This window comes from Streptomyces sp. NWU339 (assembly GCF_003143855.1).
GTDB lineage: Bacteria > Actinomycetota > Actinomycetes > Streptomycetales > Streptomycetaceae > Streptomyces.
This window is the reverse complement of record NZ_QFRK01000009.1, coordinates 170,740-189,785: the sequence shown is the minus strand read 5'-3', so window position 1 is coordinate 189,785 and position 19,046 is coordinate 170,740. Positions and strand designations below refer to the sequence as shown.

The 19,046-nt window shown below is 71.3% G+C and carries 16 protein-coding genes; 9 read left to right on the top strand and 7 right to left on the bottom strand.

All coding sequences use genetic code 11. The features are described from left to right. The first annotated feature begins 3 nt into the window (after positions 1–3). Positions 4–378 (top strand): hypothetical protein, encoded by a 375-nt coding sequence (locus DIZ27_RS13465; RefSeq protein WP_109378613.1) that lies wholly within the window; start codon positions 4–6, stop codon positions 376–378. 101 nt (positions 379–479) lie between these two features. Here DIZ27_RS13465 and DIZ27_RS13460 read toward each other — a convergent pair whose 3' ends face one another. Together DIZ27_RS13460 and DIZ27_RS13455 are read right to left on the bottom strand one after the other, a co-directional pair. Continuing rightward, the gene (locus tag DIZ27_RS13460; RefSeq protein WP_109378612.1) at positions 480–1,682 is read right to left on the bottom strand and encodes a globin domain-containing protein; all 1,203 of its coding nucleotides are present in this window, start codon (positions 1,680–1,682) and stop codon (positions 480–482) included. 218 nt (positions 1,683–1,900) lie between these two features. After that, the gene (locus DIZ27_RS13455; protein WP_109378611.1) at positions 1,901–2,284 is read right to left on the bottom strand and encodes an STAS domain-containing protein; all 384 of its coding nucleotides are present in this window, start codon (positions 2,282–2,284) and stop codon (positions 1,901–1,903) included. Positions 2,285–2,765: 481 nt separating this feature from the next. Here DIZ27_RS13455 and DIZ27_RS13450 point away from each other — a divergent pair, with 481 nt between their 5' ends. The 3 genes from DIZ27_RS13450 (at position 2,766) to DIZ27_RS13440 (ending at position 7,753) form a co-directional block, all read left to right on the top strand. Beyond that, positions 2,766–3,461, top strand: coding sequence for a response regulator transcription factor (locus DIZ27_RS13450; protein ID WP_109378610.1), 696 nt, complete (start codon positions 2,766–2,768; stop codon positions 3,459–3,461). A 102-nt stretch (positions 3,462–3,563) separates the two neighbouring features. Then, complete coding sequence (locus tag DIZ27_RS13445; RefSeq protein WP_109378609.1) at positions 3,564–5,288, top strand: GAF domain-containing sensor histidine kinase; 1,725 nt, start codon at positions 3,564–3,566, stop codon at positions 5,286–5,288. A 95-nt stretch (positions 5,289–5,383) separates the two neighbouring features. Continuing rightward, positions 5,384–7,753: a glycoside hydrolase family 65 protein gene (locus DIZ27_RS13440; protein ID WP_109378608.1), complete on the top strand. Its 2,370-nt coding sequence runs from the start codon at positions 5,384–5,386 to the stop codon at positions 7,751–7,753. 18 nt (positions 7,754–7,771) lie between these two features. Here DIZ27_RS13440 and DIZ27_RS13435 read toward each other — a convergent pair whose 3' ends face one another. The 4 genes from DIZ27_RS13435 to DIZ27_RS13420 all read right to left on the bottom strand — a co-directional run bounded on the left by DIZ27_RS13435 (position 7,772) and on the right by DIZ27_RS13420 (position 13,542). Beyond that, positions 7,772–8,269 (bottom strand): lamin tail domain-containing protein, encoded by a 498-nt coding sequence (locus DIZ27_RS13435; protein ID WP_109378607.1) that lies wholly within the window; start codon positions 8,267–8,269, stop codon positions 7,772–7,774. A 218-nt stretch (positions 8,270–8,487) separates the two neighbouring features. Next, entirely contained in the window at positions 8,488–9,852 is a 1,365-nt protein-coding gene (locus DIZ27_RS13430; protein ID WP_109378606.1) for an FAD-dependent oxidoreductase, read from the bottom strand. Between the two features lie 151 nt (positions 9,853–10,003). Next, positions 10,004–12,742: a SpoIIE family protein phosphatase/ATP-binding protein gene (locus DIZ27_RS13425; protein ID WP_181383509.1), complete on the bottom strand. Its 2,739-nt coding sequence runs from the start codon at positions 12,740–12,742 to the stop codon at positions 10,004–10,006. A gap of 254 nt (positions 12,743–12,996) precedes the next feature. Continuing rightward, positions 12,997–13,542, bottom strand: coding sequence for a hypothetical protein (locus tag DIZ27_RS13420; protein ID WP_181383508.1), 546 nt, complete (start codon positions 13,540–13,542; stop codon positions 12,997–12,999). Positions 13,543–13,988: 446 nt separating this feature from the next. On the opposite strand from DIZ27_RS13420, the gene DIZ27_RS13415 reads away from it, so the two are divergent. Together DIZ27_RS13415 and DIZ27_RS13410 are read left to right on the top strand one after the other, a co-directional pair. Then, on the top strand, positions 13,989–14,249 hold the full coding sequence (locus DIZ27_RS13415; protein ID WP_109378604.1) for a DUF397 domain-containing protein: 261 nt from the start codon (positions 13,989–13,991) through the stop codon (positions 14,247–14,249). A gap of 108 nt (positions 14,250–14,357) precedes the next feature. Then, on the top strand, positions 14,358–15,302 hold the full coding sequence (locus DIZ27_RS13410) for a helix-turn-helix transcriptional regulator (protein WP_109378603.1): 945 nt from the start codon (positions 14,358–14,360) through the stop codon (positions 15,300–15,302). Between the two features lie 108 nt (positions 15,303–15,410). On the opposite strand, the gene DIZ27_RS13405 is transcribed toward DIZ27_RS13410, so the two are convergent. Beyond that, on the bottom strand, positions 15,411–16,232 hold the full coding sequence (locus DIZ27_RS13405; protein WP_109378602.1) for an SAM-dependent methyltransferase: 822 nt from the start codon (positions 16,230–16,232) through the stop codon (positions 15,411–15,413). A 311-nt stretch (positions 16,233–16,543) separates the two neighbouring features. On the opposite strand from DIZ27_RS13405, the gene DIZ27_RS13400 reads away from it, so the two are divergent. From DIZ27_RS13400 to DIZ27_RS13390, 3 genes are read left to right on the top strand one after another with little or no spacing between them, the layout of a single operon-like run. Next, positions 16,544–17,716 (top strand): cytochrome P450, encoded by a 1,173-nt coding sequence (locus tag DIZ27_RS13400; protein WP_109378601.1) that lies wholly within the window; start codon positions 16,544–16,546, stop codon positions 17,714–17,716. Continuing rightward, positions 17,713–17,901, top strand: a complete 189-nt coding sequence (locus tag DIZ27_RS13395) for a ferredoxin (RefSeq protein ID WP_109378600.1) — start codon at positions 17,713–17,715, stop codon at positions 17,899–17,901. The genes DIZ27_RS13400 and DIZ27_RS13395 overlap by 4 nt, the downstream gene beginning before the upstream one ends. Continuing rightward, positions 17,898–19,040 (top strand): NAD(P)/FAD-dependent oxidoreductase, encoded by a 1,143-nt coding sequence (locus DIZ27_RS13390; protein WP_109378599.1) that lies wholly within the window; start codon positions 17,898–17,900, stop codon positions 19,038–19,040. The genes DIZ27_RS13395 and DIZ27_RS13390 overlap by 4 nt, the downstream gene beginning before the upstream one ends. The last annotated feature ends 6 nt before the right edge of the window (positions 19,041–19,046 follow it).

Here is a 19,046-nt window from a genome sequence, read left to right as displayed (position 1 = left end):
CTCATGGCCAACACCGAGACCGCGCTCAAGGACTGCCTCGGCTCCATCGACGGCGCGACGGCCGCCGCACTCGTCGACTACACCAGCGGCATGGCGCTCGGCACGATGGGCGGTGGCAAGGACTTCAACCTGGAGGTCGCCGCCGCGGGCAACACCGACGTCATGCGCTCGAAACTGCGCACCATGGAACTCCTGGGGCTGAAGGACGAGATCGACGACATCCTGATCACCCTGGGCAGCCAGTACCACCTGATCCGCCCGCTCAAGGGGCGCGGCGGCAACGGCCTGTTCCTGTACCTGGTCCTGGACAAGGCTCGCGCCAACCTGGCGATGGCGCGCCACCAGCTGCGCCGGATCGAGACCGACCTGGAGGTCTGAGCCGGGACCGGACCGGTTCCGGAGCGGCGCAACGGGCGTGTGCCCTTCGCGAGTGGTACGCGCGAAGGGCACACGCCCGTTGCGGTGTCAGCCGGTCGCGGTCAGGCCGCGTCGGGGAGCCACAGATCGGGGCCGAAGACCTCGTAGCTGATCTGCCGGGCGGGGACGCCGGCGCCCAGGAGCCCGCCACGCACCGTGCGCATGAACGGCAGCGGGCCGCACAGGTACACCGACGCGTCCGCCGGGACGTCGATCCCGGCGAGGTCCATCAGGCCGCCGAGCGCGTCAGGCTCCTCGGTGCCCGGCCGCTCGTACCAGAAGACCGCGCGGGCGTCCGGCAGTTGCTCCACCAGGGACCGCATCTCGGCGCGCAGGGCGTGCTCGTCGGGCGAGGTGTCGGCGTGCAGCACCAGGACCCGGCGGGCCGAGCCCGTCGCGGCGAGCCTGGCGAGCATGCCCACCATGGGGGTGCAGCCGATACCGGCCGAGACCAGCACCAGCGGGGTGTCGGCCTCGTCCAGGGCCACGTCGCCGGCCGGCACGGACAGCGCGAGTTCGTCCCCCACGCCGGTCTGCGCGTGCAGCAGGTCGGACACCTCGCCGTCCGGTGCCCCCGCCTCGCCGGTGACGCGTTTGACGGTGATGCGGCGCAGGTCGCCCCCGGGGTCCGAGGACAGGCTGTACTGACGCAGCTGGTGCATCCCGTCGGGCATCCGCAGCCGCACGCTCACGTACTGCCCGGCCCGTGCGGGCGGGGCGGGCTCGCCGTCGGCCGGGCGCAGCAGGAACGACACCACGTCGGGGGTCTCCTCGTGCCGTTCGACGACCGTCCACCGCCGCCATATCGCGCCCGGTTCGACCCCCGCCTCCTGGTAGAGACGGGCCTCCTGCCCGATGAGGGCACCGGCCATCAGCCAGTACACCTCGTCCCAGGCGGCGGCCACCTCGGGGGTGACGGCCTCGCCGAGCACCTCCGCGATCGCGACGAATAGGTATTTGTGCACGATCGTGTACTGGTCGTCGGTGACCCCGACCGCGATGTGCTTGTGCGCGATCCGCGCCAGCAGGGCGTCCGGCCGGGTGTCCGGGGCGGCGAGCAGCGCCTGCGCGAAACCGGCGATGGAACCGGCCAGCGCCCGGCGCTGAGCCCCACTGGCCTGATTGCCCCGGTTGAACATGCCGTCCAGCAGCTCGGGGCGATCGCGGAACATCGCGCCGTAGAAACGTGCGGTGATCTCGTCGAGCGCTCCGGCCACGGCGGGAAGGGTGACCCGGACCACTGCGGCAGATTCTTCGGACAGCATGAGGTCTCCCAACAGCGCGACGGAGTAAGGGGGTTGGGCCGCCGTTCCGGACCGGCGGCACCACCTGTATAGCAATCCGGCATGAGGGTTTCCGTCGGTAACCGGCGAGGGCGGGGCACTGTGGGCCCATCGGCCCGGGAGAAGGGGACCTTCGGTCCCGGGCCGATGGGCACCCAGCAGGGCCGATCGGCCCGGTCGCGGGGGACTCACGACGCTGTTCAGCGGCTTGCGCGCACCGTGGGGGCGGCCGCGTCGAGCTCCGCGGGCAGCCGGGGAAACAGTTCGAAGACGCCGGTGAGCCGGACGTGGTGGAGGACGCGCAGGAAGGAGGGCCTGTCCGTGATCAGCCGCAGCCGCCCGCCGCGGGCCAGCACCCGGTTGCGGGCGCGGCACAGCACGCCCAGCCCCGAGCAGTCGATGAAGGTCACGGCGCGCAGATCGAGCACCAGGTCGGGAACGGCGCGGGCGGTCAGTGCGTCCAGGCGCCGCGACAGAACGGGCGCGGTGCGCAGGTCGAGTTCACCGCGCGGGGTGACGACCGTCGTTCCGGCGACGATCCGTTCGGGTGGCTCCGCCACGGACCGGCTGGGGTTCTGGGGCATACCGTCCAGACAACCCGGAGCGGCGAGCCCGCCGGTAGGGCCGGCCGGCCCCAGCCGCAGCGGTCCACCAGGGCCGACCGGCACTGACCGGTGAGTACGGCACCCGGTGTGAGGACGGGGCGAGCACCGGAACCGTCGGTATCGTGAGCGGAGCGACACCGCGGGGGATCGATGCCGCTCCTGCCCCCGAGGATGGCCCGGCCGCGCGCCGTGGCACAGGTGCCGATGGTCCCGGTGTCCCGGACCGACCGGCCTCGGCCGCGTCGCGCAGGACAGCGGGTGACCCGGGACGAAACGGGTCGCCCGAGGAAAGCAGGGCCGGTCGGCCCTGGCCGTCCGGCCCGTAATCGAGAAGGATCTCCCTGTGGAGGACCGGCCGGCCGACAGCCGGCGGCCGGTGGACGAGGACCTGCAAGGACCTACAAGGGCCTGTAAGGGCCTGTAAGGGCCTGCAAGGACCGACAAGGACAAGGAGCGTCAGATGGCGGACAGCGAGCAGCCCGGACCCGACCGGCCCGTCCGGGTCTTCCTGCTGGACGACCACGAGGTGGTCCGCCGCGGAGTGCACGACCTGCTCAACGACGAACCGGACATCACCGTGGTCGGCGAGGCCGCCACCGTGGAGCAGGCCCTGGTCCGCGTCCCCGCGCTCCGCCCCGACGTGGCGGTCCTCGACGTCCGCCTGCCCGACGGCGACGGTGTGACCGTCTGCCGCGAGCTGCGCTCGAAGATGCCCGACCTGGCCTGCCTGATGCTCACCTCGTTCGACGACGAGGAGGCCCTGCTGGACTCGATCATGGCGGGTGCCTCCGGCTATGTGCTGAAGCAGATCCAGGGCTCGGACCTGGTCGCGGCCGTGCGGACGGTCGCCTCGGGACAGTCCCTGCTCGACCCGAGCGCCACCACCCGCCTGATGGCCCGGCTGCGGCAGCAACAGGAGGAGCCGGAGGAGGAGCAGGACGCCCTGCCGGGACTGACCGAACGCGAGCGGGAGATCCTCGCGCTGATCGGTGAGGGGCTGACCAACCGGCAGATCGGCCAGCGGCTGTATCTCGCGGAGAAGACGGTGAAGAACCACATCTCCCGGCTGCTGGCCAAGCTCGGGGTGGAACGCCGTATCCAGGCCGCCGTGATCGCCACCCAGGCCCAGGACCGGCTGCGGCGCACGGACCGCTGACGCCGGGTGCGGCATCGGTGGGACGCGACCGTGCCGGGCCCGTTACCGTGGCACCTGCCGGGGGCACATTCCCGGTGGGGCGAGCGAACGGGAGGACCACGGGTGGAGAGCTCCGAGCGGGACGGGGACGCCCGTCTTCGGCTGCCGCAGCTGCGGCTGGACGAGTTGCTGGAGGAGCTCCAGGCCCGGATCGACGCGGCCCGCGGCACGCGTGACCGGGTGCACAGCCTGCTGGAGGCCGTCCTCGAGGTGGGGCGCGAGCTCGACCTGAAGCAGGTCCTGCACAGCATCGTCGACGCCGCGGCGGTGCTGGTGGACGCGGAGTACGCCGCCCTCGGCGTGATCGGCCCCGACGGCAAACGCCTGTCGGCCTTCCACACCGTCGGCGTCAGCGACGAAGCGATCGCCCGCATCGGCCACTTCCCCGAGGGGCACGGCATCCTCGGGGAACTGATCCGCCACCCCGAGCCGCTGCGGCTGGCCAAGCTCTCCGACCACCCCGCCTCCTACGGGTTCCCGCCCCATCACCCGCCGATGAACAGCTTTCTCGGCGTCCCCATCCGGGTCCGTGACCAGATCTTCGGCAACCTGTACCTCACCGAGAAGCGCGCCGGGGCGAAGTTCGACGAGGAGGACGAGTCGGTCCTGTCGACCCTGGCCGTCGCCGCCGGCGTGGCCATCGACAACGCCCGGCTCTACGAGGAGTCCCGGCTGCGGGAGCGGTGGCTGCAGGCGAACACGGAGATCACCCACGCCCTGATGTCCGGCAGCGGCGGCAGCGAGGCCCTCCTGCTGATCGCCGAACGCGCCAGGGAGATCACCGGCGCCGCGCTCGCCGAGGTGGCGGTGCCGATGGAGGGCACCGGATCACTGACCGTGGAACTCGCCATCGGCCAGGAGGCGGACGCCCACCGCGGGCTCGTCGTCCCCGTCGACGACAGTCTGCTGGGCCGGGCGTTCACCAGCGCCGCCCCCGTCACCAGCCCGGACGTCTCCAGCGACGAGCGGGTCTCGTCCGGACCACCGCGCTTCGCCGGACTCGGCCCGGCGGTGGCGGTGCCCGTCGGATCGGGCGACGGTGTCCGGGGCATCGTCCTGCTGGTGCGGGCCACCGGCGCCGGCGAGTTCTCCGAGAAGGAGATCGAGCCACTGCAGGGCTTCGCCGCGCAGGCGGCCGTGGCGATGGAACTGGCGGAGCGGCGCCGCGACGCCGAGCAGATCGCCGTGCTCGAGGACCGGGACCGGATCGCCCGGGACCTGCACGACCTGGCGATCCAGCGGCTGTTCGCCACCGGGATGACGCTGCAGAGCGCCGGCCGCTTCATCGAGCACAAGGAGGCCTCGGAGCGGGTCGCCCGGGCGGTGGACGACCTGGACGAGACCATAAAGATCATCAGGTCGACCATCTTCGGTCTGCGCGCGCACGACACCGCGTCCGGGACCGGTCTGCGGGCCCGCGTCGTGCGGGTGGTCGGCGAGGCGGTTCCCCTGCTCGGCTTCGCCCCCAGCGTACGGATGGAGGGCCTGGTCGACACCCATGTGTCGAAGGAGACCGCCGACCATGTGGTGGCCGTCCTGTCCGAGTCCCTGACCAACATCGCCCGGCACGCGCGCGCCGACCGTGCCCAGGTGGCCCTCGAGACCGACGGCCGCGAGGTACGGCTGACGGTCTCCGACAACGGTGTGGGCATCCCGGCCGGCGGCCGCCGCAGCGGACTGCGCAACATGGCCGAGCGCGCCGCGCAACTCGGGGGCGAGCTGGAGATCGACAGTTCCGCGGGCCGGGGCACCACCCTGGTGTGGCGCGCGCCCGTACGGGAGAGTTAGGACCTGTCCGGCCGTGTGTGGCCGGCCCGGGGCTGGGTACCCCGTGCCGAACCACCGGGGCTCTCCGCTGGGCCGACCGCGGAAGGAGCGTCGTTGTGACGGGCTGGACCTGGGAGTACGAGGGGTACGACGCCGCCGAGGCGCGCCTGCGGGAGTCGCTGTGCACGCTCGGCAACGGCTACTTCGCCACCCGGGGAGCGCTGCCGGAGTGTACCGCCGACGAGGTGCACTACCCGGGCACCTACAAGGCCGGCTGCTACGACCGGCTCACCTCGGAGGTCGCCGGGCGGCAGGTGGAGAACGAGGACCTCGTCAACCTCCCCAACTGGCTGCCGCTGCGCTTCCGGCTGCCCGGCGGCACCTGGCTCACCCCCGACACCGCGACCGTGCTCGACCACCACGAGACCCTGCGGATGGCCTCCGGGCTGCTGGAGCGGCTGACCCGGTACGACCTGGGCGGCGGCCGGGTACTGAGGGTCCACCAGGAACGGCTGGTGCACATGGCCGACCCCCATCTGGCCGCGCTGCGCACCGAGTTCACGGGGGAGCAGCACTCCGGCGCCCTCGAGGTCGAGGCGGCGCTCGACGGCGGCGTCACCAACACGGGAGTGGCACGCTACCGGGACCTGGACGGCCGGCATCTGACCCATCTGCACAGCGGCAGCTCGGCGCCGGACACGGTGTGGCTGTCCTGCCGCACCCGTACCTCGGACATCCTGATCGCCTTCGCCTCCCGGCTGCTGTCCGAGGCGCCCACCGCGATCCGCAGGGAGGACCGACGTGCCGTCCAGTCGACCCGTCTGCACCTGGCCCCGGGCCACACGGCGACCGTGGACAAGATCGTCGCCCTCCACACCTCGCGCGACCCGGCCATCAGCGACCCCTTGCACGCCGCCGTCGACCGGGTGGACCGCGTCCCCGCCTACGACGAACTGCTGGAGTCCCACCGGACGGCCTGGGGCCAGCTGTGGCGCCGGGGCGAACTGGACGTCCCCGGCGAGGCCGGCAGCATTCTGCGTCTGCACCTCTTCCATGTGCTCCAGACACTCTCCCCGCACACCGCCGACCTGGACGTCGGGGTGCCGGCCAGGGGACTGCACGGCGAGGCCTACCGCGGACACGTCTTCTGGGACGAGCTGTTCGTGCTGCCCTACCTCAACCTGCACTTCCCCGAGGTCTCCCACGCCCTGCTGCACTACCGGCACCGCCGACTGGGCCGGGCCCTCAACGCTGCCCGGGACGTCGGACGCAGAGGGGCGATGTTCCCCTGGCAGAGCGGCAGCGACGGCCGGGAGGAGGCCCAACGGCTCCACCTCAACCCGCGGTCGGGCCGCTGGGTACCCGACCACTCCCACCTTCAGCACCATGTGGGCTCGGCGATCGCGTACAACGTGTGGCAGTACTGCGAGGCCAGCGGCGACACCGAGTTCCTGCACACCAAAGGCGCCGAACTGCTGCTGCAGATCTCCCGCTTCTGGGCGGACGCCGCCGCCTGGGACCCGCTGCTGGGCCGGCACCGGATCAAGGGTGTGGTCGGCCCCGACGAGTACCACGACGCCTATCCCGACGCGGCCGAGCCCGGACTGGACGACAACGCTTACACGAACGTGACCGCTGCCTGGGTGCTCGCCCACACCCTCGACGTGCTGCGCGACCTGCCCGAGCCGCGACGGCGGGAACTCGACGAGCGCACGGGTCTGGACGGAAGCGAACTCGAGAAGTGGGAGGAGGTCTCCCGCACCCTGCACGTGCCCTTCCACGACGGGGTCATCAGCCAGTTCGAGGGGTACGGAAAGCTCGCCGAGCTCGACTGGCAGGACTACCGGCGGCGTTACGACGACATCCGGCGGCTGGACCGGATCCTGGAGGCCGAGGGCGACAGCGTCAACCGCTACCGGGCCTCGAAGCAGGCGGACGTCCTGATGCTCGGCTATCTGTTCGCCCCGGCCGAACTACAGGGCCTGTTCCGCCGGTTGGGGCATGAGTTGGACGAGGCGACCTGGCGGCTCACGGTGGACCACTACCTGCACCGCACCAGCCACGGCTCCACCCTCAGCGGCCTCGTCCACGGCTGGGTGCTGGCCCGGGAGCGGCGCGCCGAGGCCTGGACGTTCTGCCAGGAGGCACTTCGCGGGGACATCGCCGACATCCAGGGCGGCACCACCGGTGAGGGCATTCACCTCGGAGCCATGGCCGGCACCCTCGACCTGGTCCAGCGCGGACTGCCCGGGTTGGAGACCCGGGGCGGCGCCCTGCGGCTGGACCCGGTACCCCTGCCGGAGCTGTCCTCCTACGGCTTCACCCTGCGCTACCACGGCCACTGGGGTGTCCGGCTGAGGCTGGAACGCGGCCTGCTGGAGATCACCGTGCCGGCCTCCGGCCCCGCCCCGATCGACGTGCGCCTCCCGGACCGCACGGCCCGCCTCCACCCGGGGGAGACGGGCCACCTACCGCTCATGGAATGACGGTCCGGCGGGGGTCGGTCACTTGTGGAAGCTGATGTACCCGTCGCCGTCCCGGTCGGAGCCGCGCTTCGTGTACGAGTGCACGTCGGCGCGGCTGCCCGTGGGCTTGACCAGGTAGATCGTGTCCTTGTCGTTGTTCCAGATGAAGTTGCAGTTGTCGCGGTAGACGACGTTGTTCTTGTCGGAGTCGGTGCCGTGGCCGCCGCGCAGCTTCACGTAGTCGCGGGGCTCGAGGTAGTGGTTGGCGGTGAAGACGAACCGGTTCCCGGCGGCGTCCTTGACCAGGTACCCCTTGAGGTTCACGGTCTTCGTCGACGAGTAGTTCTTGATCGTCAGGTACTCCTGGTGCGTGTTGCCCGTGGAGCACTTGTTGGAGTCGCGCCCCGGAGCGTCGTACTGGACGCCGCGCACCTTGAGCGCGGAGGTGTACTCGGCGGCGTGCGCCGGAACGGCCGTCAGCATGGCCAGGGCGCTCGCGGCGGCGGTGGTGGCGACGGCAGCAGTGCGTATGCGCATGAACTCATCCCCCCTGCATGACCTTTGTGTGAAGGTCATATGGTGATCCAGTGGAGGCTGGATCGTACACAACTTCGATTGCTGTCACGTCAGGGGGGTGCCGGTGGGCGCCGGCGGCCGCTCGCCGACCGCGCGGAAAGCGGAGCGCCCGTCCGGTCCCTCGAGGGACCGGACGGGCGCTCCGCGGTACGTTCGGTGCCGGTCGCCCGGCCCTCAGCTCATGCGCCGCTCTCCCGCAGCATGTCCTCACGCTCCACGAGCTTCACCCGCTCGCGTCCCTGCGGCTCGCCCAGCGCCTTCTCCGCGGCGTCCAGCCGGTACCAGCCGTCCCAGGTGGTGTGGCGGACGGCGCGCTCGGCGAGGAACGCGTCCACGGCCTCCGGGGCGGGCGACGCCGGCGCCGACAGCCGGCCGTTGGCGAAGTCGTCCAGCAGGTTCGCCACCGTCTCGTTGGCGTCGCCCTTGGTGTGGCCGATCAGGCCCACCGGGCCGCGACGGATCCACCCGGTGACGTAGGTGGACGTCAGGTGCTCGCCGTTCTCCTGCATGACCCGGCCGCCCTCGTCCGGAACGGTGCCGGAGTCGATGTCCCAGGGCAGCTTGGGGAGCTTGTCGGACAGGTAGCCCACCGCGCGGTAGACCGCGCTGACGTCCCAGTCCTTGAACTCGCCGGTGCCCTTGACGTTGCCGGTGCCGTCCAGCTCCGTGCGCTCGGTGCGCAGGCCGACCACCTTGCCGTCCTCGCCGAGGATCTCGGACGGCGACTCGAAGAAGTGCAGGAACAGCTTGTGCGGACGGTCGCCCGCGTCGCGGATCGCCCACTTCTCCAGGGTTTTGGCGACCATGTCGGCCTGCTTGTTGCCGCGCCGGGTCGCGATCGAGCCCTCGTCGTAGTCGATGTCCTCGGGGTCGACGATCACCTCGATGCTGGGGGAGTGGTCCAGCTCCCTCAGCTCCATCGGGCTGAACTTCGCCTGCGCCGGGCCGCGACGGCCGAAGACGTGGATCTCCCGTGCCCTGTTGGCCTTCAGCCCTTCGTGGACGTTCGGCGGGATCTCCGTCGGCAGCAGTTCGTCCGCCGTCTTGGCCAGGATGCGGGCGACGTCGAGGGCGACGTTGCCGACGCCGAGCACGGCGACCTTCTCCGCCTCGAGCGGCCAGGTGCGCGGCACGTCCGGGTGACCGTCGTACCAGGAGACGAAGTCGGCCGCGCCGTACGAGCCGTCGAGGTCGATCCCCGGGACGGACATCGCCCGGTCGGCGGTCGCGCCGGTGGCGAAGATCACAGCGTCGTAGAACGCGCGCAGGTCGTCGAGATGGATGTCCGCGCCGTAGTCCACATTGCCGAACAGCCGGATCTGCGGCTTGTCGAGCACCTGGTGCAGGGCCGTGATGATGCCCTTGATCCGCGGGTGGTCGGGAGCGACGCCGTACCGGATCAGACCGAACGGCGCCGGCATGCGCTCGAAGATGTCGATGGAGACGCCCGGTTCGGCGGCCACGTCGGACTTGAGCAGGGCGTCGGCGGCGTAGATCCCGGCGGGGCCGGATCCTACGACGGCTACCCGCAGGGGGCGGGGCATGGGCAGGTTCCCTTCGAGCGATGACAAGAGCCTCACTCGATCCTAAACAAAGGCTTGCCTTACCTGGTACGCGGGTCCGGTCTATGGGCACATAAGTGGCCCTTATGGCTTCTCGAGGCCTCTCACGTGGTTTCCGGCACGGACCCCGTGGTCACGGGATGGACTGCTCCGCCCAGATGACCTTACCGGTCGGCAGATAGCGGGTGCCCCAGCGCTCCGCCAGCTGCGCCACCAGGAACAGGCCGCGCCCGCCCTCGTCGGTCATGGTCGCGTACCGCAGATGCGGCGAGGTGCTGCTGCTGTCGAAGACCTCGCAGATCAGATGGCGGTCCCGCAGCATCCGCACCTCGATGGGACCGCCGCCGTAACGGATCGCGTTGGTGACCAGCTCGCTCAGGATCAGCTCCGTGCTGAAGGAGAGGTCCTCCAGTCCCCATTCGGTCAGCTTCCGGGTGACCGCGGCGCGCACCTCGGCGACGGCCGCCGGTTCGGAGGGCACCGGCCACTGGGCGATCCGGTCCGCGGCGAGCGCCCGGGTACGGGCCACCAGCAGGGCGATGTCGTCCCGTGCCCTGGCCGGACTCCGGGACTCCAGCACGGCCCGGCAGGTGTCCTCGGGGGAGTCCCCGGCCCGCGCCAGCGCCTCGCGCAGCAGCTCCAGACCGACGTCGATGTCGTGCTGCCGGTCCTCGACCAGCCCGTCGGTGTACAGGACGAGACGACTGCCCTCCGCCGGCTCCAGCTCGACCGTCTCGAACGGCAGCCCGCCCAGTCCCAAGGGCGGGCCGGCGGGCACGTCCAAGAATTCCACGGTGCCGTCCGGATGGATCAGCGCGGGCGGCGGATGGCCCGCGCGGGCGACCTCGCACTTGCGGGTGACCGGGTCGTAGACGGCGTACAGACAGGTCGCCCCGGTCACCGGGGCGCTGTGCGCGTCCTCCGTCTCGTCCGAGTCGATGCGGCCGACCAACTCGTCCAGCAGGCCCAGCAGCTCGTCGGGCGGCAGGTCGAGCGCGGAGAAGTTGTGCACCGCCGTGCGCAGTCGCCCCATGGTGGCCGCGGCGTGCAGCCCGTGCCCGACGACATCGCCGACCACCAGCGCGACCCGCGCCCCGGACAGCGGCAGGACGTCGAACCAGTCACCGCCCACCCCGGCCTGGGCGGGCAGATAGCGGTAGGCGATGTCCAGGGCGCTCTGCTCGGGCAGGCTGCGGGGCAGCAGGCTGCGCTGGAGCGTGACCGCCATGCCGTGCTCGCGCGTGTAGCGGCGGGCGTTGTCGATGGACACCGCGGCCCGCGCGACCAGTTCCTCCGCCAGGGCCAGCTCGTCCTCGTCGAACGGCTCGGGCTTCTCGGAACGCCAGAAGCCGACCACGCCCAACAGCAGGGAACCGGCTCGCAGCGGCACGGTGATCAGCGAGTGGATGCCGTACTCCACGACCTGCCCGGAGCGCTCCGTGTCCTGCGCCCGCCACCCCGGGGCCTCACTCAGCCGGGGCACGACGATCGGCCGGCCGGTGGCGAGGCTGCGGCCCTGCGGGGACGACCCGACGAACCCGGTCCGGGTGCCCACCGGGTAGAGCGGGGCGTCCTCGCGGACGCCGGCCATCGCCGTGCGGCGCACCGGGCCCGCCCCGTCCGGCTGACCGCCGTCCAGCACCGCCTCGAACAGGTCCACCGTGGTGAAGTCCGCGAACCGCGGTACGGCGAGTTCCGTCAGTTCCTCGGCCGTGCGGGTGATGTCCAGGCTGGTCCCGATGCCCACACCGGCGTCGTAGAGCATGTCGAGCCGCTCCCGCGCGGCTTCGGCCCGGCCGGACAGGGCACGCAGTTCGGTGGAGTCGCGGACCGTGGCGACGCTGCCGGGCGGCCCCCCGGCGCGGTCGGTGGAGCGCTGGTTGACGGCCAGCAGCCGGCCGCCGACCCGATGCACCTCGTCCGTGGCGACGCGCCCCGAGGACAGCAGGTCGGCGGTGCCGGGGTCGAGGGGGAGGTCGCGCACATGGCGGCCCTCCGCGTCCTCGGGCAGACCGAGCAGCCGGTGCGCCTCGTCATTGGCGAGCAGCAGGGTGCCGTCGCCGGCGAGGATGACCACGCCTTCCCGCACCGCGTGCAGCACCGCGTCGTGATGTTCGTACATCCGGGTCATCTCGTGCGGGCCCAGTCCGTGGGTCTGCCGCAGCAGGCGCCTGCTGATCAGGGCCGCGCCCGCGGTGGCCAGCACGAGCGCGGCGCCCCCGGTGGCCAGCACCAGCGGCAGCTGGTCGTCGACGGCGCCCCCGACGTGCTCGATCGTGATCCCCGCCGAGACCAGGCCCACGACGATGCCGTCGGGGCCGGTCACCGGCACCACGGCCTGGACGAGGGGACCGAGGGTGCCCGTGATCTCCTCGGTGACCGGCCGTCCGGCCAGCGCGGGCTGCAGGGCGCCGACGAACTTCTTGCCGATACGGTCCGTCTGGGGGTGCGTGTAGCGGATGCCCTCGGTGTTCATGACGACGACGAAGTCGACCTTCGCCTGCTTGCGGATGGCTTCCGCACGCGGCTGGAGCAGGGGAGTGGGGTCGGGGGACCTGAGCGCGTCGACGATGCCGGGGGAGTGGGCGAGTGTCTCCGCGACGGCGAGCGAACGACTGCGGGCCTCCTGAGTGCTGTCGTGTTTCACCTGCAGCACCAGGGCGATCACGGCCGACACGACCAGCAGCAGCACGATCACGACATGCAGGATGAACACCTGCCCCGCGACGCTGCGTACGCTCAGCACCGGCCGGAGCCACGCCGGTGGGTGCCACCGCGAACCGTCGTCTGCCTGCCGTTGCCGACGTATGGGGGCCGTGGTGCTGGGCCGCTGGGGCGACCGGGCCTGGGATCGACCCATCAGTCGGACCATGTGCCGAGTTTAACTACAGGCCCCGATGGCGTGTCTTGGACGGGCAACGGCCGTTCGTGGCGGGACCGCCGCGCGCCGCCACCCGCCTGAAGTGCCGCTTCTTGAGGCGGACCGGCACTGACGCGGTCCGGCTCCGGCAGCCCGCCGCCGGATGTGCCCGAGGGCCGCGCGACCGGCGGTGCGTTTCCGGTCGCGCGGCCCTCTCCCCGTGCCACTCACCCCTCGGCGCTCGTCCCCCAGGCGCTCGGAGGGGCTCATTCGGCCAGCGCGCGGGCCAGCTCGGTAGTGGCACGGGCGATCTTGGTGTCCTGGTCGGCCATCAGACGGTTCAGGTCGCCCCGCCGGGCACGCACCGCCTGCCGGGCGGCCCGCTCCCACACGACCGGGTTCTCGCGGTGATTGAGCAGCTTGGGATACGCGGCGGCGGTGCTCTCCCACTGCCGGGCATCGGCGATCGCCTTGAGCAGCCGGATGATCTCGGCGCGGCAGGTGACGCGCGGCAGCTGCGCCAGCTCCCAGAGGAAGGGGACGGTGGCGGCCGTCGCCTGCTCCACCACGAAGCCGTACTGGCAGATCCGTTTCCGCAGATCGGCCAGAGCGGACCGGGCCGTGTCGGCGTCTCCCCAGGCGATGCCGTTGAGCAGCAGGGGGATGGCCGCCGCCGACCCGGTGGAGTCCTGGATGTCGCGCCACGGCACCCGGGACAGTGACATGAGTGGTGCCGTACGTGCCATTCCGGTCGGGGACGTCTGGCGCACAGGGCGCTCGCTGCCCGGGTGTTCCGTCGAAGCGCTGCGCATCGCGTGGGTGCCTTTCCGCGGCGGTCGTGTCGAGTGGGGGGGGCTGGTCAGAGGGGCGACCGGGCCGACAACCGGGCTCGGACCGCCTTGCCCGTCGAAGGAGCGGGAGCCCGACTCCACGCCTCGGACAGGCCGTCGTCGCAGCGCCCGCTCACGGTGGCCGGACAGCGGCCACCCGCCCGAACCGCGATCCCGGTGCTTGACCCGATCACTTGGTGCACAGGTGATGACATGCCATCTCCCCGATGCGACGTCAGGACAGGGCGTCGACAAGGGGGTTGACGCCACAGCTATTATCCACGCTGAGAGTGATCGTGTGCAATTGCACGAGAAATTGCGTGAAGTTTTTTGCGGCGTGGCGGATCGGGCGGCGACCGGGCTCGGCCCGTCCCGCGTGAACGGCCGGCCCCCGTCCGGCGATACCCGTGAACAGCGAGGAGGCTGCGGTGCCAGGAGTGCGGAACGGAGTGCGGGCGAGTTCCTTGGACGCCTGCTGGATCAAGAGTCGGCACAGCAACGCCGAGGGCAACTGCGTCGAGGTGGCCCCGCTGAGCGACGGTGACGTCGCGATGCGCAACTCCCGCGACCCCGACGGGCCCGCGCTGGTCTACACGGCCGCGGAACTGGCGGCATTCCTGGCCGGGGCGAGGGACGGCGAGTTCGACCACCTGGTCCGAGCGCTTCGAGGCCCGGCGCCGGGGCAGTGAAGCGGAGCCCAACTCCCCACTTCCGCAGGGCTTCTGCGGGTGGAGGCGCTGGGCAGAGTTAGGTGCGATAGTGTGAATCGCCCTTGTGTCGGTCTGCTGGGAGTCAGGATGTCCGCCGCCTCGCATCGCGTCTCCCGTCTGGAACCCTATCTGGACCGCCCCGAGCCGGCCCCGACCCTGCTGAAGATGCTGGTCGGTGTGCAGCTGGCGGGTTTCCGCGAGGACGCCGGGCTGGCCCAGGACCAGGCGGCGCGCTCCGTCGGCTTCAGTGCGGCGAAGTTGTCCCGCATCGAGTCCGGCAAGGGGCGCCGCCCGCCCACCGAGAGCGACGTCCGGGCGCTGCTGGAGCTGTACGGCACCGACGACTACGAGATCTCGGTGCTCCTCAAACTGCTCCGGCGGGCCGGGGATCCGGGCTGGTGGCAGCGGTACGACAAGCGGCTGATGCCCGAGTGGTTCGACCGGCTGGTCGGACTGCAGGAGGCTGCCGCCACCATCCGTACCTTCGAGATCCAGTACGTTCCCGGCCTGTTGCAGACGGCCGCCTACACCCGCGCGGTGGTGGAGCGCGGTCTGCCCAACGCCCCGGCCGAAGAGGTGCGGCGCCGTGTGGAGCTGCGCATGCGGCGGGCGGAGTTGCTGCTGCGCGAGGGGGCCCCGCAGCTGTGGGCGGTCATCGACGAGTCGGTTCTGCTGCGTGTGCTGGGCAGCGTCGAGGTGATGCGCGAGCAGCTCGAACACCTCGCGCGGATGGCGGAGCGCCCCAACGTCACGGTGCAGATCGTACCGTTGGACGTGACCAACGCGTCGGCTCCCGCCATCCCGGTGACGTATCTGCGCTTCGACGGTCTGGACCTGCCCGACGTGGTCTACCTGGAGCACATCAAGAGCGCCAACTTCCTCGAGGACCGCGACGAGACGGAGGAGTACCGGATCGCGCTGGACCGCCTCGCCGACGAGGCCCTGCGGCCCCGTGAGTCGCTGGACCTGCTGCGCACCACGATGGAGGACCGCTACCCCTCGCCCCGCTCCGCCCCGCACGCCGGGGCATAGCGGTCCCGCACGGCGCGGCCGACGCGGAACGCACGACGCCCCTCGCGTGATCCCGGTGATCCGAGTCCGGCGAGGGGCGTCGACGTGCCGGGGCCGACGTGCCGTGGCCTACAGCGGGATCCGGCCCACGCCCCCGAACTCGATCCACTCCTGCGTGAGTTGACGAGGCGCCACCTCCGTGTCCGGACGCCAGGTGGAGACCTCCACCAGGCCCGGCTCCAGGATCTCCAGGCCTTCGAAGTACGACTCGACGTCGCTCTCCTGCCGCACCCGGCCCCAGTGCCCCTGGGTCACCTGGTCCATGAACTCCGTGACGGACTTGCGGACTTCGGCGTCCTCGCTGACCAGCTGGCACATCACCAGGAAGCTGCCCGGTGCGAGCCGCTCACGGACCCGGCGGGCCACGGCGAGCGGGCCGTCGGTGTCGCTGTCCGGGATGCAGTGGAACACGGAGTTGAACAGCACGCAGACCGGCTGCGAGAAGTCGATCAGGCGCTGCGTCTCGGCGTGGCCGAAGATCTCGTCGGTCTCCCGCATGTCGGCCTGTATGACCACAGTGCGCTCGTCCTGCTCCAGCAGGGCGCGCCCGTGCACCAGCACCATCGGGTCGTTGTCGACGTACACCACGTGGGTGGTCGGGTCGATGCGCTGGGCGACCTGGTGGACGTTCTCCTGGGTGGGCAGACCGGAACCGTGGTCGAGGTACTGCCGGATCCCGTACTTCTGCGTGAGGACCCGGACCACGCGCTGGAGGAAGCGCCGGTTGTTCAGGGCCAGGCGGCGCGTGCTGGGCACCACCTTGTCGAGCTCTTCCACGGCGGCACGGTCGGCCGAGTAGTTGTCCTTGCCGCCCAGGTAGTAGTCGTACATGCGTGCGGCTGTTGGCACTGTTGCGTCGATCTCGGTGGACAACTGCTTACCGGCGTGCATCGTTCCCCCTGCGGAGTGCCAACTGGACTGGCTGGACAGGGAGTCATCCTAGGGAGCGCCGCGCGGCTCGGACCACCCCATGGGCGAACAAGACCCCGAAGGAATGGTGGAGTTGCCCCTGCCGATGCCCGGAGTCACCGCGCGTGTGCCGGTATCACATGTTTCCTCCCGCCGTTGTGGCGTGGGGGAGGCGGCCGACCGCCCCGGCGCGGGCCTGCCGGGGCGCCGCAGGAGAAGTATGAATTGCATGCATCTTACGGCATGTAAAACATTCACTTGCTGGATGTGAAGGCGAACACTTCACTGGGGGCATGGCCACTCCACCCACCTCCGGTATCGACCTCTTCGCCGACGAGGTCGTGCTCGATCCCTACCCCGCTTACGCCGAACTGCGGGAGCAGGGCCCTGTCGTTCACCTCCGGAAGAACGATGTCTACGCGCTGACACGGTATGACGTCATCCGTGACGCCCTCGCGGACTGGGAGTCGTTCTCCTCGACCTCGATCGCCTTCAACCCGATGGCCAACGAGGCGCTCACCGGCACCTCGCTCGCGTCCGACCCGCCGGCGCACACCCAGCTGCGCGCCACGCTCACCGAGAACCTCTCCCCGCGGGCGCTGCGTGGTCTCAAGGGCGGGATCGAGAAGAAGGCGGACGCTCTCGTCGCCGAGCTCGTCGAGACGGGTTCCTTCGAGGCGATCGACGCCCTCGCCCGTGCCTTCCCGCTGGAGGTCGTCGCGGACCTGATCGGCTTCACGGGCCACGTGCGCGACAACATGCTGCGCTGGGGACAGGCCGCCATGCAGGTCCTCGGCCCGATGAACCAGCGCACGGCCGAGAACTTCCCCATCGCCGGCGAGCTCTACGGATGGTGCTCCGCGGTCAAGGCCGGCGACCTGGCCGAGGGCTCCGTGGGCCGCGGCATCTTCGAGGCCGAGGCGCGCGGCGCCATTCCGCCGGACACGGCCGGCCACATCATCCACCAGTACCTCGGCGCCGGTGTCGACACCACCATCGCGGCGATCGGCAACATCGTCGCCCTCTTCGCCGAGCACCCCGACCAGCTCGCCCTGGTCCGCGCGAACCCGTCGCTGATACCGGCGGCGTTCAACGAGGTGCTGCGCTTCTGGCCTCCCATCAACGCCTGGGGACGGCGCGCCACCAAGGACGTCGAGATCGACGGGACCGTCATCCCCGCGGGCGCGCAGATCGCCGTCCTGCTCGGCGCCGGCAACCGCGACCCCCGGCACTACGAGAACCCGGACGCCTTCCTCGTCGAGCGCAACCCGGTCGACCACCTGGCGTTCGGCTACGGACCGCACGGCTGCGCGGGCCAGGGACTCGCCCGCCTGGAGGCCCATGCGGTGATCGACGCGCTGTCCCGGCGCGTCGAGCGCCTCGTCGTCGGACCCGAGGTCCGCGTTCCCAGTAACACCACCCGGAGCATCGAGGAGCTCCCCGTCCTGGAGGTGATCCCCGCATGAAGATCGTTCTCGACCGCCCCCGCTGCGAGGGCCACGGCCTGTGCGAGGAGGCCGCCCCGCAGCTCATGCACCTCGACGACGAGGGCGAGCTCGTGCTCGACCGCGAGGAGGTCGAGGGGGCCGACGTCGCCCTGGCGAACGCCGCCGCCCGGGTGTGCCCGGTCGCCGCGCTGAGGGTCATATGAGCACCGGCACCCTGAACCGCGTCGTCGTCGTCGGCAACGGGATCGCCGGACTCACCGCGGCCGACACGCTCCGTGAGACCGGCTTCGACGGCGAGCTGACCATCGTCGGCGACGAACCGCGCCCGGCGTACAGCCGTCCGGCCCTGTCGAAGGCGCTTCTGCTCGACAGTGACGACGTGTCGTCGCACGAGCTTCCACCGGCCGGTCACGGAGCGACCGAACTGCTCGGTGTGCGCGCGACCGGACTCGACCTCGACCGTCGGCGCGTCACGCTCGACGACGGTACGGAGCTGCCGTACGACCGCGTCGTCCTGGCCACCGGCTCCCGGGCACGGCGGCTGTCCGACCTGCCCGAAGAGCTCACTCTGCGCGGACTCGACGACGCACTGTCCCTGCGCGAGCGGCTGGCGGACAAGCCGTCGGTCGTCGTGGTCGGCGGCGGCCCGCTCGGAATGGAGATCGCCTCCGGGTGCCTGGCCGCCGGCTGCCGGGTCACCGTCGTCTCCCAGGGCGTGCCCCTCATCCTCCAGCTCGGCCCCTACCTCGCCGACGTCTTCGTCAAGACCGCGCTGGACCGGGGGCTCACCGTCGTCGAGACCGCGGCGGCACGGCTCGACCAGCAAGGCGGAAGCACTCGGGTCGTCCTCGACGAGGGCGCGGTCCTCGACGCGGAGTTGATCATCACCGCCGCCGGCGACGTGCCCAACACGGAGTGGCTCGCGGACTCGGGCCTCGCTGCGAAGGGTGCCGTCCCGGTCGACGAGCGCGGACTCGTCCGCCCCGACGTCGCGGCCGTCGGTGATCTCGCGGCCTTCCCCACTCAGCACGGCCTGCGACGCGTCCCCCTGTGGAGCAGCGCGATCGAGCAGGCGAAGGTCGCTGCCACGGCGCTCGTCCGCGGCGACGAGTCGCCGCCGCTCCGGTTCCAGCCGTACTTCTGGACCGAGCAGTTCGGACTGAGCCTGAAGGCGGTGGGCCACCTTCCGGTGGAGGGGGAGCCGACGTACGTCGACGGGCGGCCGGGGGGCGGGCCGGCGTTGATGCGCTGGCCGCACGAGGACGGCACCGGTGACGTCGTGGCGCTCAACTACCGGATCCCGATTCCGCGGCTGCGCCGTATGACCCGGGCAGCCGCGTAAGGTCGA